At 38.0% G+C, this 18,260-nt stretch carries 18 protein-coding genes and 1 tRNA gene; 2 read left to right on the top strand and 17 right to left on the bottom strand.

From position 1 onward, the window contains the following. Positions 1 to 159: 159 nt before the first annotated feature. Positions 160 to 2,805, top strand: a complete 2,646-nt coding sequence (ppdK, locus tag IGK72_RS04250) for a pyruvate, phosphate dikinase (RefSeq protein WP_002363418.1) — start codon at positions 160 to 162, stop codon at positions 2,803 to 2,805. A 113-nt stretch (positions 2,806 to 2,918) separates the two neighbouring features. Here the strand turns inward: ppdK and IGK72_RS04245 are convergent, their stop codons facing one another. The 17 genes from IGK72_RS04245 to sfsA form a co-directional block, all read right to left on the bottom strand. Continuing rightward, complete coding sequence (locus tag IGK72_RS04245) at positions 2,919 to 3,251, bottom strand: putative quinol monooxygenase (protein WP_002358903.1); 333 nt, start codon at positions 3,249 to 3,251, stop codon at positions 2,919 to 2,921. Between the two features lie 33 nt (positions 3,252 to 3,284). Further along, positions 3,285 to 3,358 (bottom strand) — tRNA-Arg (locus IGK72_RS04240). A 111-nt stretch (positions 3,359 to 3,469) separates the two neighbouring features. After that, complete coding sequence (locus IGK72_RS04235) at positions 3,470 to 3,595, bottom strand: hypothetical protein (protein WP_002414508.1); 126 nt, start codon at positions 3,593 to 3,595, stop codon at positions 3,470 to 3,472. A gap of 82 nt (positions 3,596 to 3,677) precedes the next feature. Next, entirely contained in the window at positions 3,678 to 4,871 is a 1,194-nt protein-coding gene (locus tag IGK72_RS04230; protein ID WP_002355922.1) for a GNAT family N-acetyltransferase, read from the bottom strand. A gap of 57 nt (positions 4,872 to 4,928) precedes the next feature. After that, entirely contained in the window at positions 4,929 to 6,323 is a 1,395-nt protein-coding gene (locus tag IGK72_RS04225; protein ID WP_002355921.1) for a glycoside hydrolase family 1 protein, read from the bottom strand. 83 nt (positions 6,324 to 6,406) lie between these two features. Beyond that, positions 6,407 to 7,684 carry a PTS sugar transporter subunit IIC gene (locus tag IGK72_RS04220; RefSeq protein ID WP_002355920.1) on the bottom strand — a complete coding sequence of 426 codons (1,278 nt, stop codon included), beginning with the start codon at positions 7,682 to 7,684 and terminating at the stop codon, positions 6,407 to 6,409. A 65-nt stretch (positions 7,685 to 7,749) separates the two neighbouring features. Beyond that, the gene (locus tag IGK72_RS04215) at positions 7,750 to 8,070 is read right to left on the bottom strand and encodes a PTS lactose/cellobiose transporter subunit IIA (protein WP_002355919.1); all 321 of its coding nucleotides are present in this window, start codon (positions 8,068 to 8,070) and stop codon (positions 7,750 to 7,752) included. 22 nt (positions 8,071 to 8,092) lie between these two features. Continuing rightward, on the bottom strand, positions 8,093 to 8,419 hold the full coding sequence (locus IGK72_RS04210) for a PTS sugar transporter subunit IIB (RefSeq protein ID WP_002355918.1): 327 nt from the start codon (positions 8,417 to 8,419) through the stop codon (positions 8,093 to 8,095). A gap of 275 nt (positions 8,420 to 8,694) precedes the next feature. After that, the gene (locus IGK72_RS04205) at positions 8,695 to 9,105 is read right to left on the bottom strand and encodes a DUF3284 domain-containing protein (protein ID WP_002355917.1); all 411 of its coding nucleotides are present in this window, start codon (positions 9,103 to 9,105) and stop codon (positions 8,695 to 8,697) included. Beyond that, positions 9,105 to 9,305 (bottom strand): DUF3188 domain-containing protein, encoded by a 201-nt coding sequence (locus IGK72_RS04200; RefSeq protein WP_002355916.1) that lies wholly within the window; start codon positions 9,303 to 9,305, stop codon positions 9,105 to 9,107. The genes IGK72_RS04205 and IGK72_RS04200 overlap by 1 nt, the downstream gene beginning before the upstream one ends. Before the next feature lie 13 nt (positions 9,306 to 9,318). After that, a complete protein-coding gene (locus IGK72_RS04195; protein WP_002355915.1) occupies positions 9,319 to 9,537 on the bottom strand; it encodes a hypothetical protein in 219 nt (72 codons plus the stop codon). Positions 9,538 to 9,580: 43 nt separating this feature from the next. Further along, complete coding sequence (locus IGK72_RS04190; protein ID WP_002364646.1) at positions 9,581 to 11,044, bottom strand: PTS sugar transporter subunit IIC; 1,464 nt, start codon at positions 11,042 to 11,044, stop codon at positions 9,581 to 9,583. A 141-nt stretch (positions 11,045 to 11,185) separates the two neighbouring features. Then, positions 11,186 to 11,503, bottom strand: a complete 318-nt coding sequence (locus IGK72_RS04185; protein WP_002355913.1) for a PTS sugar transporter subunit IIB — start codon at positions 11,501 to 11,503, stop codon at positions 11,186 to 11,188. A 228-nt stretch (positions 11,504 to 11,731) separates the two neighbouring features. Further along, complete coding sequence (locus tag IGK72_RS04180) at positions 11,732 to 14,437, bottom strand: sigma 54-interacting transcriptional regulator (protein ID WP_002355912.1); 2,706 nt, start codon at positions 14,435 to 14,437, stop codon at positions 11,732 to 11,734. A 44-nt stretch (positions 14,438 to 14,481) separates the two neighbouring features. Beyond that, a complete protein-coding gene (locus tag IGK72_RS04175; RefSeq protein ID WP_002379207.1) occupies positions 14,482 to 15,783 on the bottom strand; it encodes a DEAD/DEAH box helicase in 1,302 nt (433 codons plus the stop codon). 26 nt (positions 15,784 to 15,809) lie between these two features. Further along, the gene (locus IGK72_RS04170; RefSeq protein WP_002355910.1) at positions 15,810 to 16,808 is read right to left on the bottom strand and encodes a Gfo/Idh/MocA family protein; all 999 of its coding nucleotides are present in this window, start codon (positions 16,806 to 16,808) and stop codon (positions 15,810 to 15,812) included. 105 nt (positions 16,809 to 16,913) lie between these two features. Next, complete coding sequence (sfsA, locus tag IGK72_RS04165) at positions 16,914 to 17,645, bottom strand: DNA/RNA nuclease SfsA (RefSeq protein WP_002379206.1); 732 nt, start codon at positions 17,643 to 17,645, stop codon at positions 16,914 to 16,916. Positions 17,646 to 17,843: 198 nt separating this feature from the next. Here sfsA and IGK72_RS04160 point away from each other — a divergent pair, with 198 nt between their 5' ends. Next, positions 17,844 to 18,212, top strand: a complete 369-nt coding sequence (locus tag IGK72_RS04160; protein ID WP_002355908.1) for a DUF4828 domain-containing protein — start codon at positions 17,844 to 17,846, stop codon at positions 18,210 to 18,212. Positions 18,213 to 18,260 lie beyond the last annotated feature (48 nt).

The raw sequence follows: 18,260 nt of genomic DNA, 5'->3' as shown, positions 1-18,260 counted from the left end.
TCAATTCCTCTTAAACAAATTGTGCATTCGCTTACAATTATACACATATTTATTGTTTTTTCAACATATTGACAAAAAACTTTTTCTATTGACAAACTTATTTCCGTCTATTATGATGTTTATTGAACATATAAGACACATATTAAACGGAGGTCACGCATGAAAAAGTTTATTTATTCTTTTAACGAAACACACAATGAAGGTAAAGAGACTCTTGGTGGTAAAGGGGCGAACTTGGCAGAAATGACACGTTTAGGTTTGCCGATTCCGCAAGGATTCACGATTACAACCCGTTGCTGTATGGACTATTTGGCAGATGCTACTTTCTTTGAAGAACACTTACAATCCGAAATTTTGAAAGCGGTTAAAAATCTAGAAACTGAAACAGGCAAATCTTTTACCGCGGACAATGAGATTCTCTTAGTTTCCGTTCGCAGCGGTGCTGCCTTCTCGATGCCTGGTATGATGGATACTATTTTAAATTTAGGTTTAAATGATCAACGTGTGAAAAAATTTGCGACCTTAACCTCTCCTGGTTTTGCTTTTGACTGTTATCGCCGACTTATTCAAATGTTTGGAGACGTCGTCTATCACATTCCCAAAGAATTATTTGACCAACAAAAAGAGCGCTTGGAACAAGAGCTAAACAAAAAAATTACCGCTTTTCAAGAAGCAGATCATTTTGCCTTGATTGTCCGCTACCAAGAAGTTTTTGAACAACATCAGGTGGTCTTCCCGCAAGACCCTGTCGCACAACTTTTTGAAGCAATCAAAGCTGTTTTTGATTCATGGAATAATCAACGTGCGGTGGTTTATCGAAACTTACATCATATTGCACATGATTTAGGTACAGCTGTCAACATTCAAGAAATGGTTTTCGGCAATCGTGGACTAGACAGTGGCACTGGCGTTGTTTTCACTAGAAATCCGGTCACAGGGGAAAATCAACTGTTTGGAGAGTTTCTTTTGAACGCGCAAGGAGAAGATGTAGTGGCTGGTATTCGGACGCCAGAACCCATTCGTCGTTTACGTTTGACTATGCCAAAAGTTTATCAAGATTTTCGCCATTACGCAGAACTTTTAGAATATCATTATCGTGACATGCAAGATATTGAATTTACCATTGAAAATGAAAAATTATATATTTTACAAACAAGAAACGGGAAACGAACCGCCGCAGCTACGGTTAAAATTGCTTTAGACTTAGCCAAAGAAAATCGCATTACTAAACAAGAAGCACTGTTGCGTGTGACACCTGATACGATTGATCAATTAATTCATCCCGTGTTTGATCAAGAGAAACGACAACACATGGAACGTTTAGCTATGGGACTTCCTGCTAGTCCTGGTGCAGCAAGTGGTCAAATTGTTTTTACAGCAGAAAAAGCCAAAGAACTGACCAATCTAGGAAAGAAAGTCATTCTTGTTCGTCAAGAAACTTCACCAGAAGATATTGAAGGCATGGTTGTAAGCGAAGCAATTGTGACCAGTCGTGGCGGAATGACTTCTCATGCCGCTGTGGTCGCACGAGGAATGGGAACTTGCTGTGTGACTGGTTGTGAAAGTTTAACCGTTAATGAAGAAACCAAACAACTACACTGCGGGCCACAAGTCATCTTAGAAGGAACAATCATTTCCGTCGATGGCTCAACGGGGGAAATTTATCTTGGCGAAATTCCTACAATTTCTGCTGATAATAACGATGACCTTCAAGAGCTCTTGTCTTGGGCAGATGCATATGCTGATTTAACTGTTCGTGCCAATGCAGAAACTACACAAGATTTAGAGACTGCTATCCGTTTTGGCGCAGCGGGGATTGGTTTAGCGCGAACAGAGCATATGTTTTTCGGTGAAGAGCGTGTCTTGGAAATGCGTCGCCTGATTTTAGCAGAATCTGAAAAGGAAGCAACCTATGCGTTGGAGCAACTTCTTCATTTTCAACAGGAAGACTTTTATCAAATGCTGAAAGTAGTTCAAGACAAGCCCATGGTGGTCCGCTTGTTAGATCCGCCGATGCATGAGTTTTTACCTCATGAAAAGAATGATATTCAATTATTGGCGAAGCAACTACAACGGTTCCCGGTGACCATCGCCAAACAAATTGAACGGTTACAAGAAACCAATCCAATGTTGGGCCATCGTGGTTGTCGTTTAGGTGTGACCCAACCACAAATATACAAAATGCAAGTTACAGCCTTATTTACTAGTGCCATTCGATTAGTCAAAGAAGGAATTACTGTTTATCCAGAAGTGATGATTCCTCTAATCGCCGAAAAAGAAGAACTTCTCTATCTCAAACGCATTTTAAAAGAAACGATTGACGGTCTCTTTGAAGAACATAAGATGACTCCTTTCCCTTACGAAATCGGGACAATGATTGAACTACCTAGAGCTTGTCTGATTGCGGATCAGTTAGCAGAAGAAGCAGACTTTTTCAGCTTTGGAACAAATGATTTAACACAAATGACCTATGGTTTTTCTCGTGATGATATCGGTAAATTCATTAATACGTATCGGGAAAAGAAAATCATTACCCAAGATCCGTTTCAATCATTAGATCAAACAGGTGTTGGTCAATTGATTCAATTAGCTGTAGAGAAAGCGCGTCGCACTAAACCAAACATGAGTATTGGCGTATGTGGAGAAGTCGGTGGTGATCCGCAATCCATCACGTTTTTCCAAACACTTGGCCTAAACTACATCTCTTGCTCACCTTATCGGGTACCTATTGCGAAACTCGCAGCTGCCCAAGCCAAAATTTTAACCGAACCGGCTGTGACTGAAGAACAAATGGTCCTTCTTTAATTTAACGTGTGTAACAAATGATTCATCCTTACAAGATAAAAAGTGCTAGGAACATCAGTCGAAACGGCTGATGTTCCTAGCACTAAATTTTAAGATCAATGATTGCACTCTGGTTATTTTCTTATAAACGCAGCATCTTTTGTCAAGGGGTCTGTTACATCTGATACATATCTTTCTACTTTCATATGCAAATCATATTTTTCTCTAAGTTCCGTAATACGGGTCATCATTGGAGAAGCGTGGTGTTTGTCTAATGCTTCCTGATCTGTCCAACTATCAATCAGCAGAACTGTTTCTTCATCGTCCATTGGAAAAAAGTATTCATAGCGACTATTCCCTTTTTCTGCACGAATCGCCTCTACAATTCCGCTGGCAATCATTTCTTTGGCAAATTCTCTTGCACGTCCATTTGTCCCACTATAATAAATATTTATAGTAATCGCCATCTGTCTTCCCCCCTAAATTTGCTTGCCTTTTTACGTTCCCGACTGGAATTGAACCAGCGACCTACCGCTTAGGAGGCGGTTGCTCTATCCTACTGAGCTACGAGAACAATCTGTTTTAATTTTAGAAGTCTTCACTACATCTGTCAATAGACAAAAAGAAAGTATCCCGCATAAACAATTATGCGAGATACTTTCTTTCAGTGAAACACGTCATTCGTTTATCTATTATTTTTTTGCCGCCGATCAAGAATCATTTTTCCTAAATAATAAAGTCCTGTCGCAATAGCTATATATTGCCCAATTTTATTATTGCGTGCAACTTTTTCTTGTTTCGTTTTCGCCATTGTCCCCATCACCTTTCTAAAATAATTCTTTTTACATTTTTATTATAGTAGGTTCTGTCATTTTTTGCGAATAAACACACTTTTAAAAATAATCTTCTAAAATTGGCATGCCTTTGACTAAACGTTGTCCTAAACGTTGAGCTGTCGTTGCGTCTCCTTGCAAGCGTTCATAAAAAGATAACGTCTCTGCTGAACGATAGCCCAAGAATAGTTGCGTCCACGTTTGGATATCTGCTTTCAAAGCAGCAGTCCCTTCTTTTTCCGCAGCACCTTTAGTCACTGTTGCTTTTCCTTGTTCGTCAATTGTGATTGTCCAAATGCCTTCATTCCATGGCCCATAGGAATCTTCAATCTCTAAAGAATACGTTTCTTTTTCTCCTGATTGAAATGGATATTTTTCCAGAAATGTTTGTAACTCAACGATTCGTGCCATCATGTAAGGTAAAATTTTTACAGAAGCTGCTGGCGTTGGCATTAAATCATTTAAATCTTTTCCAGCAAAACCATTAATCCAATGGAACGATTGAACGGAACCACTATGTGAGCCAATAAACCCAGCTAAAGCTTTAAAAGCTGTATTAGTTAAATAGTTCCATTCTACGATTTCAAAGGTGCCAGCAGCTATCCGATAAATCACATAGCCTTCTGCTTTCCCTTCTGACGAATAATAAATCGCTTGATTATTTGGTTTACTTGCACGATTCAGCGTATAATCCAGCCACCAAGTTTCACGGATCACACCACCAGAGTGCGCTCTTTGATTTTCAAGGTATACGTCTTTAATGACCTCTTTACCGTCAGCCCAAGAAACTCGTTTAATGGTACCCGGAACTCGTTTAACACGTGGCCAATCTTCCGTTTTAATTGTATACTCTGCTTGTTCAAATGTTTGTTCATAGCCATATTGACGATAAAATGGATATGAAAACGGTGCTAAGTAAGAAAGGGCAACCTTTTGTTTCGCTAAATCAGCCAACATTTCTTTCATAATAGCAGAGATGCCGCCTTCACCACGATATTCTGGATAAGAAGCCACATAGCCAATTCCAGCCATGGGATAGCGGACACCATGGAAATTCACTTGAAAAGGTGTCGCCATCACTTGACTTGTTAACTGCTCATCAATTAGGAAGCCATAGCTTTGCGTATGTGACAACAATTTTTCAAAACGTTCTTGGCGTTCCGCCGTGGGTTCCTGATTAAAAGCATAGATAACAAGATCAAACATCTCTTTCATTTCTTCTTTGCCCATTTTTTTGACTCTTTTAGTTGTCATTTTCTTTCCTCCTCGCACATTGTATCAATTCATTTTATCACAGAAACGGTTCTCTTTCTAAAAGCCGTTATTTGCTGTCATTTCTTTGAACCAACGACCGCTTTTCTTAATGGTCCGTTTCGCATCATCATCTAAATCCACAGCGATGAAGCCATAACGATTTTTATAGGCATTGAGCCAAGACCAGTTATCCATACACGTCCACATATGATATCCTTGAACATTACTACCTTCTTGAATCGCTTGGTGCACCCATTTCAAGTGATCTTGCACGAATTCAATCCGATAATCATCTTCAATGACTCCTTGTTCATTGACAAAGCGTTCTTCTCCTTCTACGCCCATGCCATTTTCTGAAATGTAGCAGCGAATGTTGCCATAATTTTCTTTTAAATTCATTAATGTATCATAAATACCTTTTTCGTAGATTTCCCAGCCACGGTAAGGATTCATTTTTTTGCCAGGCATATCGTAGACATCATAAAAATCTTCTGGAAGTAAGCCTTCTGGTCGTGTTTCAACAGGTGTTTCTTTTGCTTTGGCACGACGTGGTTGATAGTAGTTTACTCCTAATAAGTCCACAGTATTTTCAGCAATTATTGCTAAATCTTCTGGCGTTGTTTCTGGCAATAAGTCATTTGCTTTCGCCCAAGCAACCATATCTTCTGGAAAATGACCTTTAACAGCCGGGTCTAAAAACGAACGATTAAAGAAACCATCGACAAATTTAGCCGCATTTACATCGGCTTCGTTGTGCTCATCACGAGGATAAGTCGGCGTTAAGTTTAAAATAATGCCAATTTCACCTGATAAGTTCATAGAGTGATAGACGGCAATCGCTTTGGCACTAGCTAAAGCTTCATGATAGAGTACTTGAATCCCTTCTTTTAGATTCACTTTATCAGGATAATGCCAGCCATAGAGATAACCACCTTCAACTGGTACAATTGGTTCATTGTGCGTAAACCATTTTTTCACGCGATCGCCAAACAATTCAAAACAGGTTTTGGCAAAGTCAACATACAAATCAACCACTTCACGGCTTTCCCAACCGCCTTTTTCTTGAAGTACCATCGGCATATCAAAATGATACAAGTTCATAAAGGGCTCAATCCCGTGTTCTAATAAATCATCAATGACTTGATTATAAAAATCAACTGCTGTTTGATTGACTTTTCCTGTTGTAGGATCTGGAATTAAACGGCTCCATTGAATGGATGTTCGAAAAGAGTTATGTCCCGTTTCTTTCATTAACTGAATATCTTCTTGGTATTTTTTATAAAATTGTGAGGTCTTATCTGGACCGACTTGTTGAAAAAATTTTTCTGGCGCTTCTTGATACCAAAAATCCCAAATATTTTGACCTTTACCATCACCTTCAAAAACGCCTTCTGTTTGAGGACCGCTGGCTGCAGAACCCCACCAAAAATTTTCTGGAAATTGATATTTCATGTTATTTGCTCCTTTACGATTTAATCATTAAAAAAAGGATTGAACCCTCCGTAAGAGTCCGGACGATTCAATCCTTCGATTTTTTACTCAGCTGCTTCTGCGGCTGCTTCTTGTTTCAAGTATTGATCTGTTGCTACTTTTACGAAAGGCATGTAGATCAAAATAGAAATCAATAAGTTAACAGCTGCTAAAACTCCGCCGGCGATACTCTTCGTTGCTAAAAATCCGCCAATAATTGGTGGTGTTACCCAAGGTGGCATAAAGGTTGCAGCTGGTACTAAACCAGTTGCTGTCGCCACATACGCAACAGTTACAAGAACCATTGGGACTAAAATGAATGGGATAAACATAATTGGGTTTAAAACAATTGGTAAACCGAACATGACTGGTTCATTAATATTAAATAGTCCTGGTGCTAAACTTAAGTTTGTAATGACTTTGTATGGTTTGTTACGACGACCAACGATAAAGATAGCAATTAACAGACCTAATGTTGCCCCTGTTCCACCTAAGTTTACAAATGAATCAAAGAAAGGTTTGTTTACAATATAAGGAATTGCTTTACCTGCTTCTAAAGCTTTAATGTTCGCATCAATCGCTGGTACGTTGATTGTTTGCATTAATGGGTCAACCATGTTGGCACCATGTAAACCAAAGAACCATAAGAATGGTGTAATGAAAGCTAACAATAATGCTGATGGGTAGCTGTTTGCAAGTCCCATAAATGGTTGTTGAACTGCTTCATAGAATGAAATAACGATATTGTCAATTCCTAAAGCAAATAGAATTGATGTGATTAAACTAAATAAACTGATTGTAATCATTGCTGGTAATAATGCCGCAAATGATTTTGCTACTGCTGGTGGTACACCATCAGGCATTTTGATAACTAATTTAGGATTGCCAGATAAACGTTGGAATAGTTCTCCTGAAATAAGTGCAATAATCAAAGCAATAAATAATCCAGTTGCGCCCATACCTTCTAAGCCGCCAACTGCGAAGAATGAAGCTACAGAAACTGTACCGGCTGCAATGCCGTCTTTTCCATAAGATTTAACTAAATTGTGTGCTACTAAAAAGGCTACTAAAACGGCAAAGATTGCGAATGTACCGTTCCAAATGTTACCACCAAAGCTTTTCCAAATTGGTGCATCGTTATACATCATTGGGAAAATTTTGTTTAAAAAGTCCTCATATCCTGGAATTGGAATATTATTAATTAATACCGCCAAAGCCCCTAAAATCATTAATGGCATCGTTACGACAAACGCGTCACGAATTGCTACCAAGTGCCGTTGCGCTGCGATTACTGACGCTTTCGGCATAAAGTGTTTCTCCATCCATTGAACAAATCCGTCCATTGTTATTCCTCCTAATTAAAGCTTTCTCAAGCCCGTTTTTCTTATAAGACGCATTGACAACGAGATTACTCGTTATCAATACGGCGATAAAGATCGATAATTTCTTTTGCTAAATCTGTAAATGCAATCGCAGTCATTAAATGATCTTGACTGTGCACTGTTAACAATGTTACTTGCATGTTATTGCCTTTTGCTTCTTCTGTTAACATTCCTGTTTGCGAATGATGTGCATGTACAAGTGATTCTTCTGCATCTGCAATTTTTTTGTCTGCTAATTCAAAATCCCCCGATTTTGCTGCGGCAATCGCTTCCATTGCATCGCTTTTAGCATTTCCGCCATACATGATTAAACCCATGATTGCTTCTAAGTTCTGTTGTCCGTCCATTACCTCTACCCCATTTTCTGCTCTAGTTTGATGATCCCATTAATGAAATTGCTTGATCTAAAACTTTTTCGCCATTCATCATGCCATAGTCCGCCATGTTAATTACATCTAAAGGAATCCCTTTTGGTTGTAATTTTTGTTCAAATTGCCCTTTCATGAAACGAACTTGTGGGCCTAATAATAAAACATTTACCTCTTTATTTTCCAAGTTTGTATCAGCTTCAGAAGCCGATACTGCAAAGATGTCTGCTTCCATACCACGATCTTCTGCTGCTTTTTGCATTTTTGTTACTAATAAACTTGTGCTCATTCCTGCGGAACAAACTAACATAATTGTTTTTTTTGCCATTTTCCTTCATCTCCTAAATTCTCTTTGTTTTGCTTTACACCTTTATATAAGCAAGAAGCGTGCCAAGTTTTAACACATTAAAAACCTTGATATGACAACGTTTTTAAACATAGAAAGCGTGTACACACTAAAAATAAAACGATTACACACAGCTTTTTTGTGTGCGTTTCCAAAATAATAGGGCAACAAAAAAAAGTGAGCGATAAGTCGAAACGACTCATCGCTCACTTTCTAAAGCTGAAAAGAATCAACTGGACAAAAGCCGCTTTTTCCCTTTAAGCAGTTTCCATCATTTTAAGCATTTTATAAAACTGTTTCTTTTTAAAATAACTTAAAAAGATACCTAATACTGCGTCATTCAGTTTTTGTAACGCCCCATAAGAAACCATTGTTTCTGTATAACGCAGTTCACAGCTTTTTTCATCAATTGGCTGGAGCTCATACCGCACCGAGAAATCATTTTTAGTTGTGGATGTTCGAAATTGATAGGTCTTATTTTCTACAGCTTCTTCAATAACTATTTTCGCGCGACTATTTTTACTATATTCTTTGATATATTCAAACTTACGTAACTGCTTTCTTGTAAGAGTTTTGCCTGTTTGCTTACGGATATCAAAAATAACAGAATTCATTAATTGCGTGTAAAATTCATCTGCTGAAATAGTTAATGTTTTCGTAATTTCCATTACCGTTTCACCTCATCCTTTGTCGCCTCTTCTTCAGCAACTTTTTTTCCTTTAAAAAACAGGTAACCACCAAGTCCAATGAAAAAAATCCCCGTTGTCAGACTTAATAAATCATAGTTTAAGGAGCTGGGATTCAACGAATACAAAACAATCAAGAAGCCAATACTACATAAAAATAATCCATTTCTAATCATTTTCATCCATCCTATCTTTTTAGACTACCGTTGCTTGGAAGTATAAAACGCCACCCCAAGGTTGTTCCTTAATCAGCTGTTTTGCAACTTGTGCAGCAGTTTCAGGGTCTCCTTCAACTTCAAAAAATAACTTAATACCATTCTTTTCTTTAAAAGTAAATGTTTCATTTTCCCCTTGATATGCCTCTAATAAAGTAATAATTTCCTCTTGCTTCATTGCACTTGCAATCGAAATCATGCCGCTCGCTCCTTTCTATACAAGTAATTGCTGTTTTTATTGCCTATTGCTCACTTTCGCCTAATGCAGGATCCATTTTGTTAGCAGCGATAACAAACGGTGTCCAAATCAAGAAAGTGACTACCATACATACCAACGCTACGATTGGTGCGCGCCAGTCAGCACCTGTCGCTAAGAAAGATAATAGCAACGGCGGTGTCACCCATGCGACTTGTTGAGAAACTGGGGCGACTAGCCCAAGATACGTTGCAACCCAGCCAATTGTAGTAGCAACTAATGGCGCAATTACAAATGGAATAAACATAATTGGATTCAGAACAACTGGTAAACCAAACATAATCGGTTCATTGATATTAAAGATCCCAGGTCCTAATGATAATTTACCGACTGTTAAATAATCTGCTCGTTTGGAGAATAACAAGATTGCAATAATTAGGACAATTGTACCGCCTGAACCACCAAACCAAGCAAAAGCATCAAACGAACCACGGACCCACATGTAGGCTTTACCGTCGTCAATAGCGGCTAAAACCGCAGCTGTTCCTGTTTTTCCTTCATAACCTTTTTGGAAAATATCAATATTGATTAATTGTGCTTGTCCCCAAATTCCTTCAAGAACTGGTGCCAAAACGTTTGGCCCATGAATACCAAAGAACCAGAAAATTTGAACAAAAACTGTTACGATTAACACAGCTCCTAGTCCTTGTGATAACCCAAGGAACGGTTCCGCGATATATTTTTGAATTAAGTCAATTAATAATTGACCGCCTGAAAGTTTTGACACCGTAAAGTTAATAATTGCTACGACATACAATGCGATTGTTGCTGGTAAAATTGCCGCAAACGCTTTTGAAACTGCTGGTGGAACAGAATCAGGCATTTTTATTGTTAAATCCGCTTGCATTAATTTACAAAAAATAATGGTTGATAAAGCGCCCATAATCATCACCGTAAAGAAAGCGTTACCATTTAGATGGTTGAGATTTAACCAACCCCATGGATTGACAGTCAATTGATTATTAGCAATTGACGCACCAATTTCTGCCCCATTAATTGCGTTGGCAATCTTTTCTGGCACTTTCACAGCTAATTCAGCTGTGTTATTTGGTGCAAAAGCAACACCTGAAATTAAGGTAGCTAAACTGACAATCCCACCAGCTAGCTCATTCACATTGTATGCTTTCGCTAAGTTATAGCCCCAAGAAAAAGCGAAAATCAAACCAGCGATAGCCAATGTACCATTCCAAACAAAACCATTAATCCCAATGATGACATTCAATACTGCAAAAATACCTTTGTCTGCTTCCAAACTTGCCGCATAAGTTGAGACAAACTCTTGGGGAAGATCTCGAATAATTGCGTTAATCATTACGGCGACTGATCCAGCCATTGTCGCAGGTAATGTACCAATAAAAGCATCCCTTAGTGCCACCAGATGTTTCTGTGCACCAATTTTTGCGGCAGTTGGTAAGATATATTTTTCCATCCATGCCATTAATCCGTTCATTTTTATTCCTCCTGTATCCATTTATATTTATTAAAAAGGCAGTAGCCTCATTAAACGAATGAATCGAGCGTACAAAATAAAACCTTTGGTAACATGCACTATCCTTGTTTGCTATTCACTTTTCTTAAACGTTTTAATTCCTTATCCCATTAATGAGATTGCTTGATCTAAAACTTTTTCGCCATTCATCATGCCATAATCTGCCATGTTAATTACATCTAAAGGAATCCCTTTTGGTTGTAATTTTTGTTCAAATTGCCCTTTCATGAAACGAACTTGTGGACCTAAAAGTAAAACATTCACCTCTTTATTTTCCAAGTTTGTATCTGCTTCAGAAGCCGATACTGCAAAGATGTCTGCTTCCATGCCACGATCTTCTGCTGCTTTTTGCATTTTTGTTACTAATAAACTCGTGCTCATTCCTGCGGAACAAACTAACATAATTGTTTTTTTTGCCATTTTTTCTTCATCTCCTTAAAAGTTATGATGTTATACACTTTATTTATAGCAATAATTGTGCCAAGTTTTTCCCTCACTAAAATACTGATATAACAGCTTTTGTCATCGAAAAAAGCGTGCACACACTAAAAGAAAACGCTTACACACATGAAATTGTGTGTAACTTACAAAAAGAAAACATCAAGAAAAAAGAGAGCGTTTTCTCATTTCTTGATGTTTTTTTATTTATTATTGTTTACTTTTAATTTCATTTTCTAAGAACATTTGGGTAACATGCGCAACTTCCGCTTCTGGAATCGTCACACGATATGCCCGTTCAATTAACATAAAATTCGTGCGTACGACATCGATTTCTAAACGATGTGTTTTAACATATTCCGCTAAGTTTGGAAAAGTTCTTGCTTCTTCTCCTTTAATTAAAGCATCTACCAGAAAAGCCAAATGAATCATGATTCCGGCATCCACCCCTGGTTCAACAATAATATGCATGTCTGTTTGTATTTGATGAACTGTTTTTTGTAACATGAGAATTAATTTTTGTAAGGAGTCCACAGAAGTAATGACGCCACTTAGTGAATGAACAATTGTATCAATCGCCACTTCATCACTAGCAATCCGTTTCAGTACATTTAATTTTTCATCATCAAAAATATCATAGACAGAAAAGAAAGGAATATTTTGATATTCAACATCCACAGTTCCCGCAATGGCCTTAATTTCATATTCTTCCATCAAGTTGTCGATATGCTTTTTAAACGTTTCTCGTTCAATAAATTGCATTTGAATCAGTTCCACTTTTGTTTCATCAATAACGGGTAAGATTCGTTGGTATAGTTTTGCGGCAACCCCTTCTCCAGTAAAGCACGTCACGATTACTGCTTTTTTAACGTTTTGACGTTTTTGCAGACTAGAACGAAATTGTTCTCTCACAACGCTTTCAAAAGAAAGTTGAATATTTTGGTAAATGTCCTCTAAACTTCGTCCCACGCTTGCCATTCGAATAGCTTCTAAGACAATCATTGTGCTCGTCATTGTAATCGCCTTCGTTCGGATACCTGTTTCTTCAAACAACATATTTCCAAACGAATTTAATGAACCCATATCAGTCAGTAATAAAATCCCATTATTTAACGATTCTTTTTGCGTAATTACTTGGTTTCGTAATTGTTCATACATTGTTTGAACTTCCATCGTTAACGGCATATTCATCGCTGTTCCGATTGATGTTCCTAAAAGTTCTTGGGCGGTTTTCAACATACTTGAGGCAGTAGAATCCCCATGCATTAAGACGAACACACCAACATTATTTTCTGGAGTTCTTTCTTCTTTACCGACATTAATAGATAAAAACATACTAATAAAGCCAATTTCATCGAAAGGAATCTCTATGTTGTTCTCTTCTTCAATAATAGAAGATAAATCTAAGGCTACTTGAAATTCTTTTTTCATATTTTTACGGACATTATTTAAATCAGGATGGACAATCACGTGACCTTCTTTGACACGTTCAATCGTACTTTGTAAATGAAGCGCAAAGGCAAAGCGTGCTGTTTCGTTGTACGTGTGTTCCAAACGCTCTTCTGCGATATCATAAAGACGATTCGTTAAGTCCCAAATAGCTTCTGGTAATAACTCCTTATGTAAAGAATGTTGGGTTAATTCTTCGACATAATTTTTAAAATACGCATTCATATCTTTAGAAATCAATTCTTCTAAATCAACATTTTCTAAGTCAGCTTCAGACAAGTCAGCGACTTTTTCTTCGATTTCATTGTAAACTTGCATGTCTCTAGCTGGATCTTGCGACCAAACAATTTTGTTGGTACCTGGTTGGAAAGATAAATAATTACTTTTACTGTCGACAAATTGATCCAAGCGCTCAGGTACTTCTTTAATTTTTAATAATCCTTTTTGGACAGGTAACGACAAATCCCGTTTACGGATAACCAAGTGTTCTAAATTGTGCGTCCGATAATAAAGAAATGACTTAGCACAAACTAATTTTAAGTCCCGCTTCACCTGACCAATATTTCCTTCTGCATCGTATAACATGAACGCCAAAACTGCTTCGCGTTCGATATCAATTTGTTGGCCCAAACGTGTTGCCTCTTGCTGAATAAATAACGAAATGATGGCATAACGCTCATCTAGCGTCCGTGCATCTAAAGATGGTAATGTAATCGACATCGGAATCCGCCGATTAAAAGTGGTTAAAAAGTTTTCTGAGGATTCCGTTGTCGCACCAATAATTTGAACAGAGGCTTCATAGGTTTGACCACTTTCTCCTAATGGACGGTACACGCCTTTATCAATAAACGTAAAGAGCATTTCTTGACCTTCTGGCGGTAAGCGATGAATTTCATCTAAAAAGAGAATCCCGCCATCTGCTTTTGCCATTAAGCCTGGACTATCTTCATTCGCACCAGTATAGGCACCTTTTTTTACGCCAAAGATATGACCAAATAATAATTGTGGGTTTTGTGCATAATCAGCACAATTAAAAGAGACAAAAGGGGCATCTTCATCTAAGGTTTTTGAATCAATGGCAAAACGGTACATACATTCAGCAAAAAGAGATTTCCCTGTTCCTGTTTTCCCAAAAATAATCGTATGCAAACCTCTTGGTGGATATAAAATAGCCGCCTTAGCCTGCTGAATACTCACTTTTAAAGAATCATTGGCACCTACTAATGTGTCAAAACTAACAGAGGTGGACTCATCTACATGGACTTGTTCTCCTTCATTGATTGTTGGCACTGAATAGATAACAGGACGTCCAGTACTTCTAGTAATTTTCTTTTCTTTGAATAATTCATTTAAATAACGGCTGGCATTACTGCGATCAATCATTAACTGTTCTGCTACCGCTCCTGCCGTTAAGCCAGTTTCATTTTTTTGAAGTAACGCTAAGATTTCTTCCTTCCGAGATTTCATGGAATCCTCCTCGATACAACGTTCTGCTTGAAGCTCGTAAAGCGTTATTTCTTCGCTTTACGAGCTCCTTTGTTTTTCGTGTTTTTCTTTTTGTTTTTCTTCTTTTTGCGTGTTTCTTGTGGTTCTTTGACAACAGAATTTACTGTTTCTGGTTTTCTTTCTTTCGTACTCTTTTTTTCTGAATACGTATCTTTGACTACGTTCTTTTTTTCTAGTTCATCTTTGGCTTTTGGCTGTTCATGAAGTGCACCATCATATAAAAAGATTTCCTGATAAGGAATGGCCAATTGTTTCATCAAACGTTGATAATCCCTTTTGGTGCCATCGTTGATAAACGTAATCACTGCCCCTTGTGCACCCATCCGGCCAACGCGACCAGAACGATGAATATAGCTCTCTTCGGTTAAAGGAACATCTACGTTTACGACGTAAGGGACCCCAGTGAAATCTAAGCCCCGTGCCGCAATATCCGTGGTTAATAACAACTTCACTCGTTCTGCTTTAAATTGATCGATCGCCAATTTACGCAACTGTTTACTTTGATCTGAAGCCAGACCAATAGCCGGAACATTCTCATAAACTAATTTTTCTTCTGCTGCACCTAAATCAGCAACTTGATTGAAAAAGACCATGCTTCTGAATGCTTCTGTATGGGCCAAACGACGTAAGTAATCAGCTTTTTTTCTTGGTGCTAACCGAATAAAGTAGTGGGCGACTTGGCCTGCTGAAGTATCTTCTTCCGTCACATCAATCACCTGTAATTTTTGGCTTAAAGATTGCGCTTGATTCACGACACGATCAGCAGTCGCTGAATAAAAAACAAGTTGGTATTCGGTTGGTGTGTGTGTCAAAATTTGCTTGGTTAAACTTAGCTCTTCCTCTTGGAAAAGTTGATCAACTTCATCCATTACGATTGTTTTTAACAACTGAGCTTTGACTTTTTTATTCTTCATTAACTCTAAAATTCGACCTGGTGTTCCGATTAACACTTCGGGACGTTTTTTTAACTTGTCAATCTGGCGTGAAACATTTGCCCCGCCGATTAACGTTTGAACCTTTAATTGAAGTGGCTTAGCCCAAGTCCGAGCAACTTCAGCAATTTGCATAGCTAATTCTTGAGACGGAGCAATAATCAACAATTGATTTCCCTGTCCTTTTTCAACAGTTAAGAGTAAAGGCAGCATGTAAGCAAGTGTTTTTCCAGTTCCTGTCGGCGAAATTCCTAAAACATTTTCTCCTTCGCGAAGGGGCGTAAAACTTTTTTCTTGAATTGTTGATGGTTCGTTAAAGCCAGAAGCTTGCCACTGTTCTTGCCAAGCCTCTGGAAGTTGTTCTAAAAATCTCATATTGTTCCTTTCCTATCGCTTAATTCTTATTTATCAGCATCAAAAATAATGCCGGCACTATGACGTAAATCAGTGACTACTTTATTGACATTTCGAGCAAGCTCAACCCATTCTTCATACTTGGTGCCCCAATACTTATCTGTTGGGTTATTTAAAACTGCTGCAAAATCACGGGCTTCTTCAATCATTGGATTATCGGCTACTTGAATATCTAAGACATCACGTTCTTCATGTGCGCGATCATGGTACTCAGCCGAAGAAATAGCATTGACACTATCTAAAATCAAGGTCCCGTTTTCAAAGTAAATTTCGGATGGCGCAAAAGAATCACTAATTTTCCCAGTGTTTAACGTCACGTCAAACTGATCATATCGTAAAATAATTGTTCCTAAGCCATCGACACCTGTCGCAATTTTACTAGCAAAATAATGGCTTTCGTTTGGTACGCCAAACCAGCCTAAGGCTGCATAAACTAAATAAACGCCTAAATCCGCTAAGGCTCCCCCAGAAAAATGAGGAGAAAAAATATTTGGCTCTTTGCCTTCTAATACTTGATCATAGCGAGAAGAATATTTCATATACGTAAAATTCGCACCTAAAATTTGGTTTTTTAATGGCAATAATTCAGCAATTTTTTGGAAACTTTGCTCATGAATATTACGGGCCGCTTCAAAGAAATACACACGATTTTTATTCGCTAATTCAATAATTTCTGCCATCTCATCAGGCGTTGAAAAAGCTGGTTTTTCAACAATTACATTTTTTTTCGCTAAAATTGCTTGTTTCGCTTGTTCAAAATGTAATGAATTTGGTGAGGCAATATAAACCGTATCCATATGTGCAATACCAAAAAACGTCTCTAAATCAATTGCATATTCCACATCCCCATAGCGAGAACCAAATTCTTGTGCCGTTGCTAGTTTCCGAGAATAAACAGCCGTTAAATCATACGCACCCGTTTCTAAAGCTGCTGCAACAAATTGATGACTAATCCAATTGGTACCAATTACGCCTAAATGTATCATAATCAAAAACCTCCATTTTTTGTTTATTTACTCTCTTTATAATAGTAATCTCTCGTACAAAAGTCACGTAATTACCCTGCCTTAAAGCGCTAGGAGTTCTTCAAGTTATTTATTAGGATCATCAAATGCCTGTAATAAATCAAAGGTTACCTGTGACTTAAGTTCAATCGTTGCTGGTGTTACGTGGCAATTGTAAGCAAGGACTTGCACACCTTGATCAATTGCAGCACCCACATTTTCAGCAAAGGCGGGTTGCATCTCTTGGTGAAGCGTTGCTTGCTTAATTTCTTCAAATTGGACCACAAACAAAATGTAACAGCGGTAACCCGCTTTAGTTGCAGCCATTAGTTCAGTGACATGCTTCAAGCCACGAAGTGTTGGCGCGTCAGGAAAAGCACCGATGCCTTTATTTTCTAAAGTCATGCCTTTCACTTCGACAAAAGCTTGTTCGTCCGCATCCGTTTCCACTAGAAAATCAAATTTTGAATGTGCAAATCGTTGCTCACGTTTAACAGTTTGGATCGTACCAACTAAACCAGGAAGCACAATTTGACCATTTTTTAACGCTTCATTGACTAATGTATTCGGTACTTGGCTATCAATATTAATCCAAAAAGAACCTTTTTTTACTGCAATCAAATCGTAATCTGTTTTTCTTTTAGGCGATGGTTGATAACTAAGCGCCACAACAGCACCTGGTAAAAAAACTTCTTTCCCTCTGCCAGTATTTTTGACATGTGTGATTACTTCTTCATTCGTTTCCATTAAACGACAGTGTGCAATAAACCGATTGGGTCGTTCGATAAAATAAGCAAGTTGGACATTCGGGTACTTCATACACAGACTTCCTTTCTTACACACTATACCATAAAAAAACAAGGAAAAGTATAGACCAAAACCAACAATTTTACTATCTTGTGTCAATCATTAAATATTTGTCAATTCTCAGCGATTTAGTCGAATATTTTAGACAAGTTCTATATAATAAAGGTAACGAAGACGAATAAATGAAAATGAAGGTTAGGAGGAATTTCTTTGAAAAAACATTGGACTTTCTTGGTTGGTGCATCTTTACTTACTGGATTAGCAGGCTCTATCCTCTGGAAAAAAAATAAACAGCTCCCTTCCCCACAGGAGCTTCAACACAACTATACTGGGCATTGGTGGTTTGTGGACGTGAAGAAAGCCACGCAACACACCTTAGAAATCACCTCATCTTTCAATGTTTTCATTGATGGCAAACAAACGCATGCCTTGCTTGTTGAATTAACCCCTAAACGCTTAGTTATCTTAGACAAGTTAGGTTACCATTTAATCATTCAATGTGAAAATGGTGTCCCTGCGACGCTTTACGATGAAGCCGACGACGAAACCTACACACTAGAACGGGCCATTTACAATTAATAAATCACCCACGACACATAAAATGAAGTATGTGCGGTGGGTGATTTA

The sequence above is a fragment of the Enterococcus sp. DIV0183 genome (assembly GCF_050541505.1).
GTDB lineage: Bacteria > Bacillota > Bacilli > Lactobacillales > Enterococcaceae > Enterococcus > Enterococcus faecalis.
Note: the sequence above shows the minus strand (reverse complement) of the source record. Positions and strands in the feature narration are given on the sequence as shown.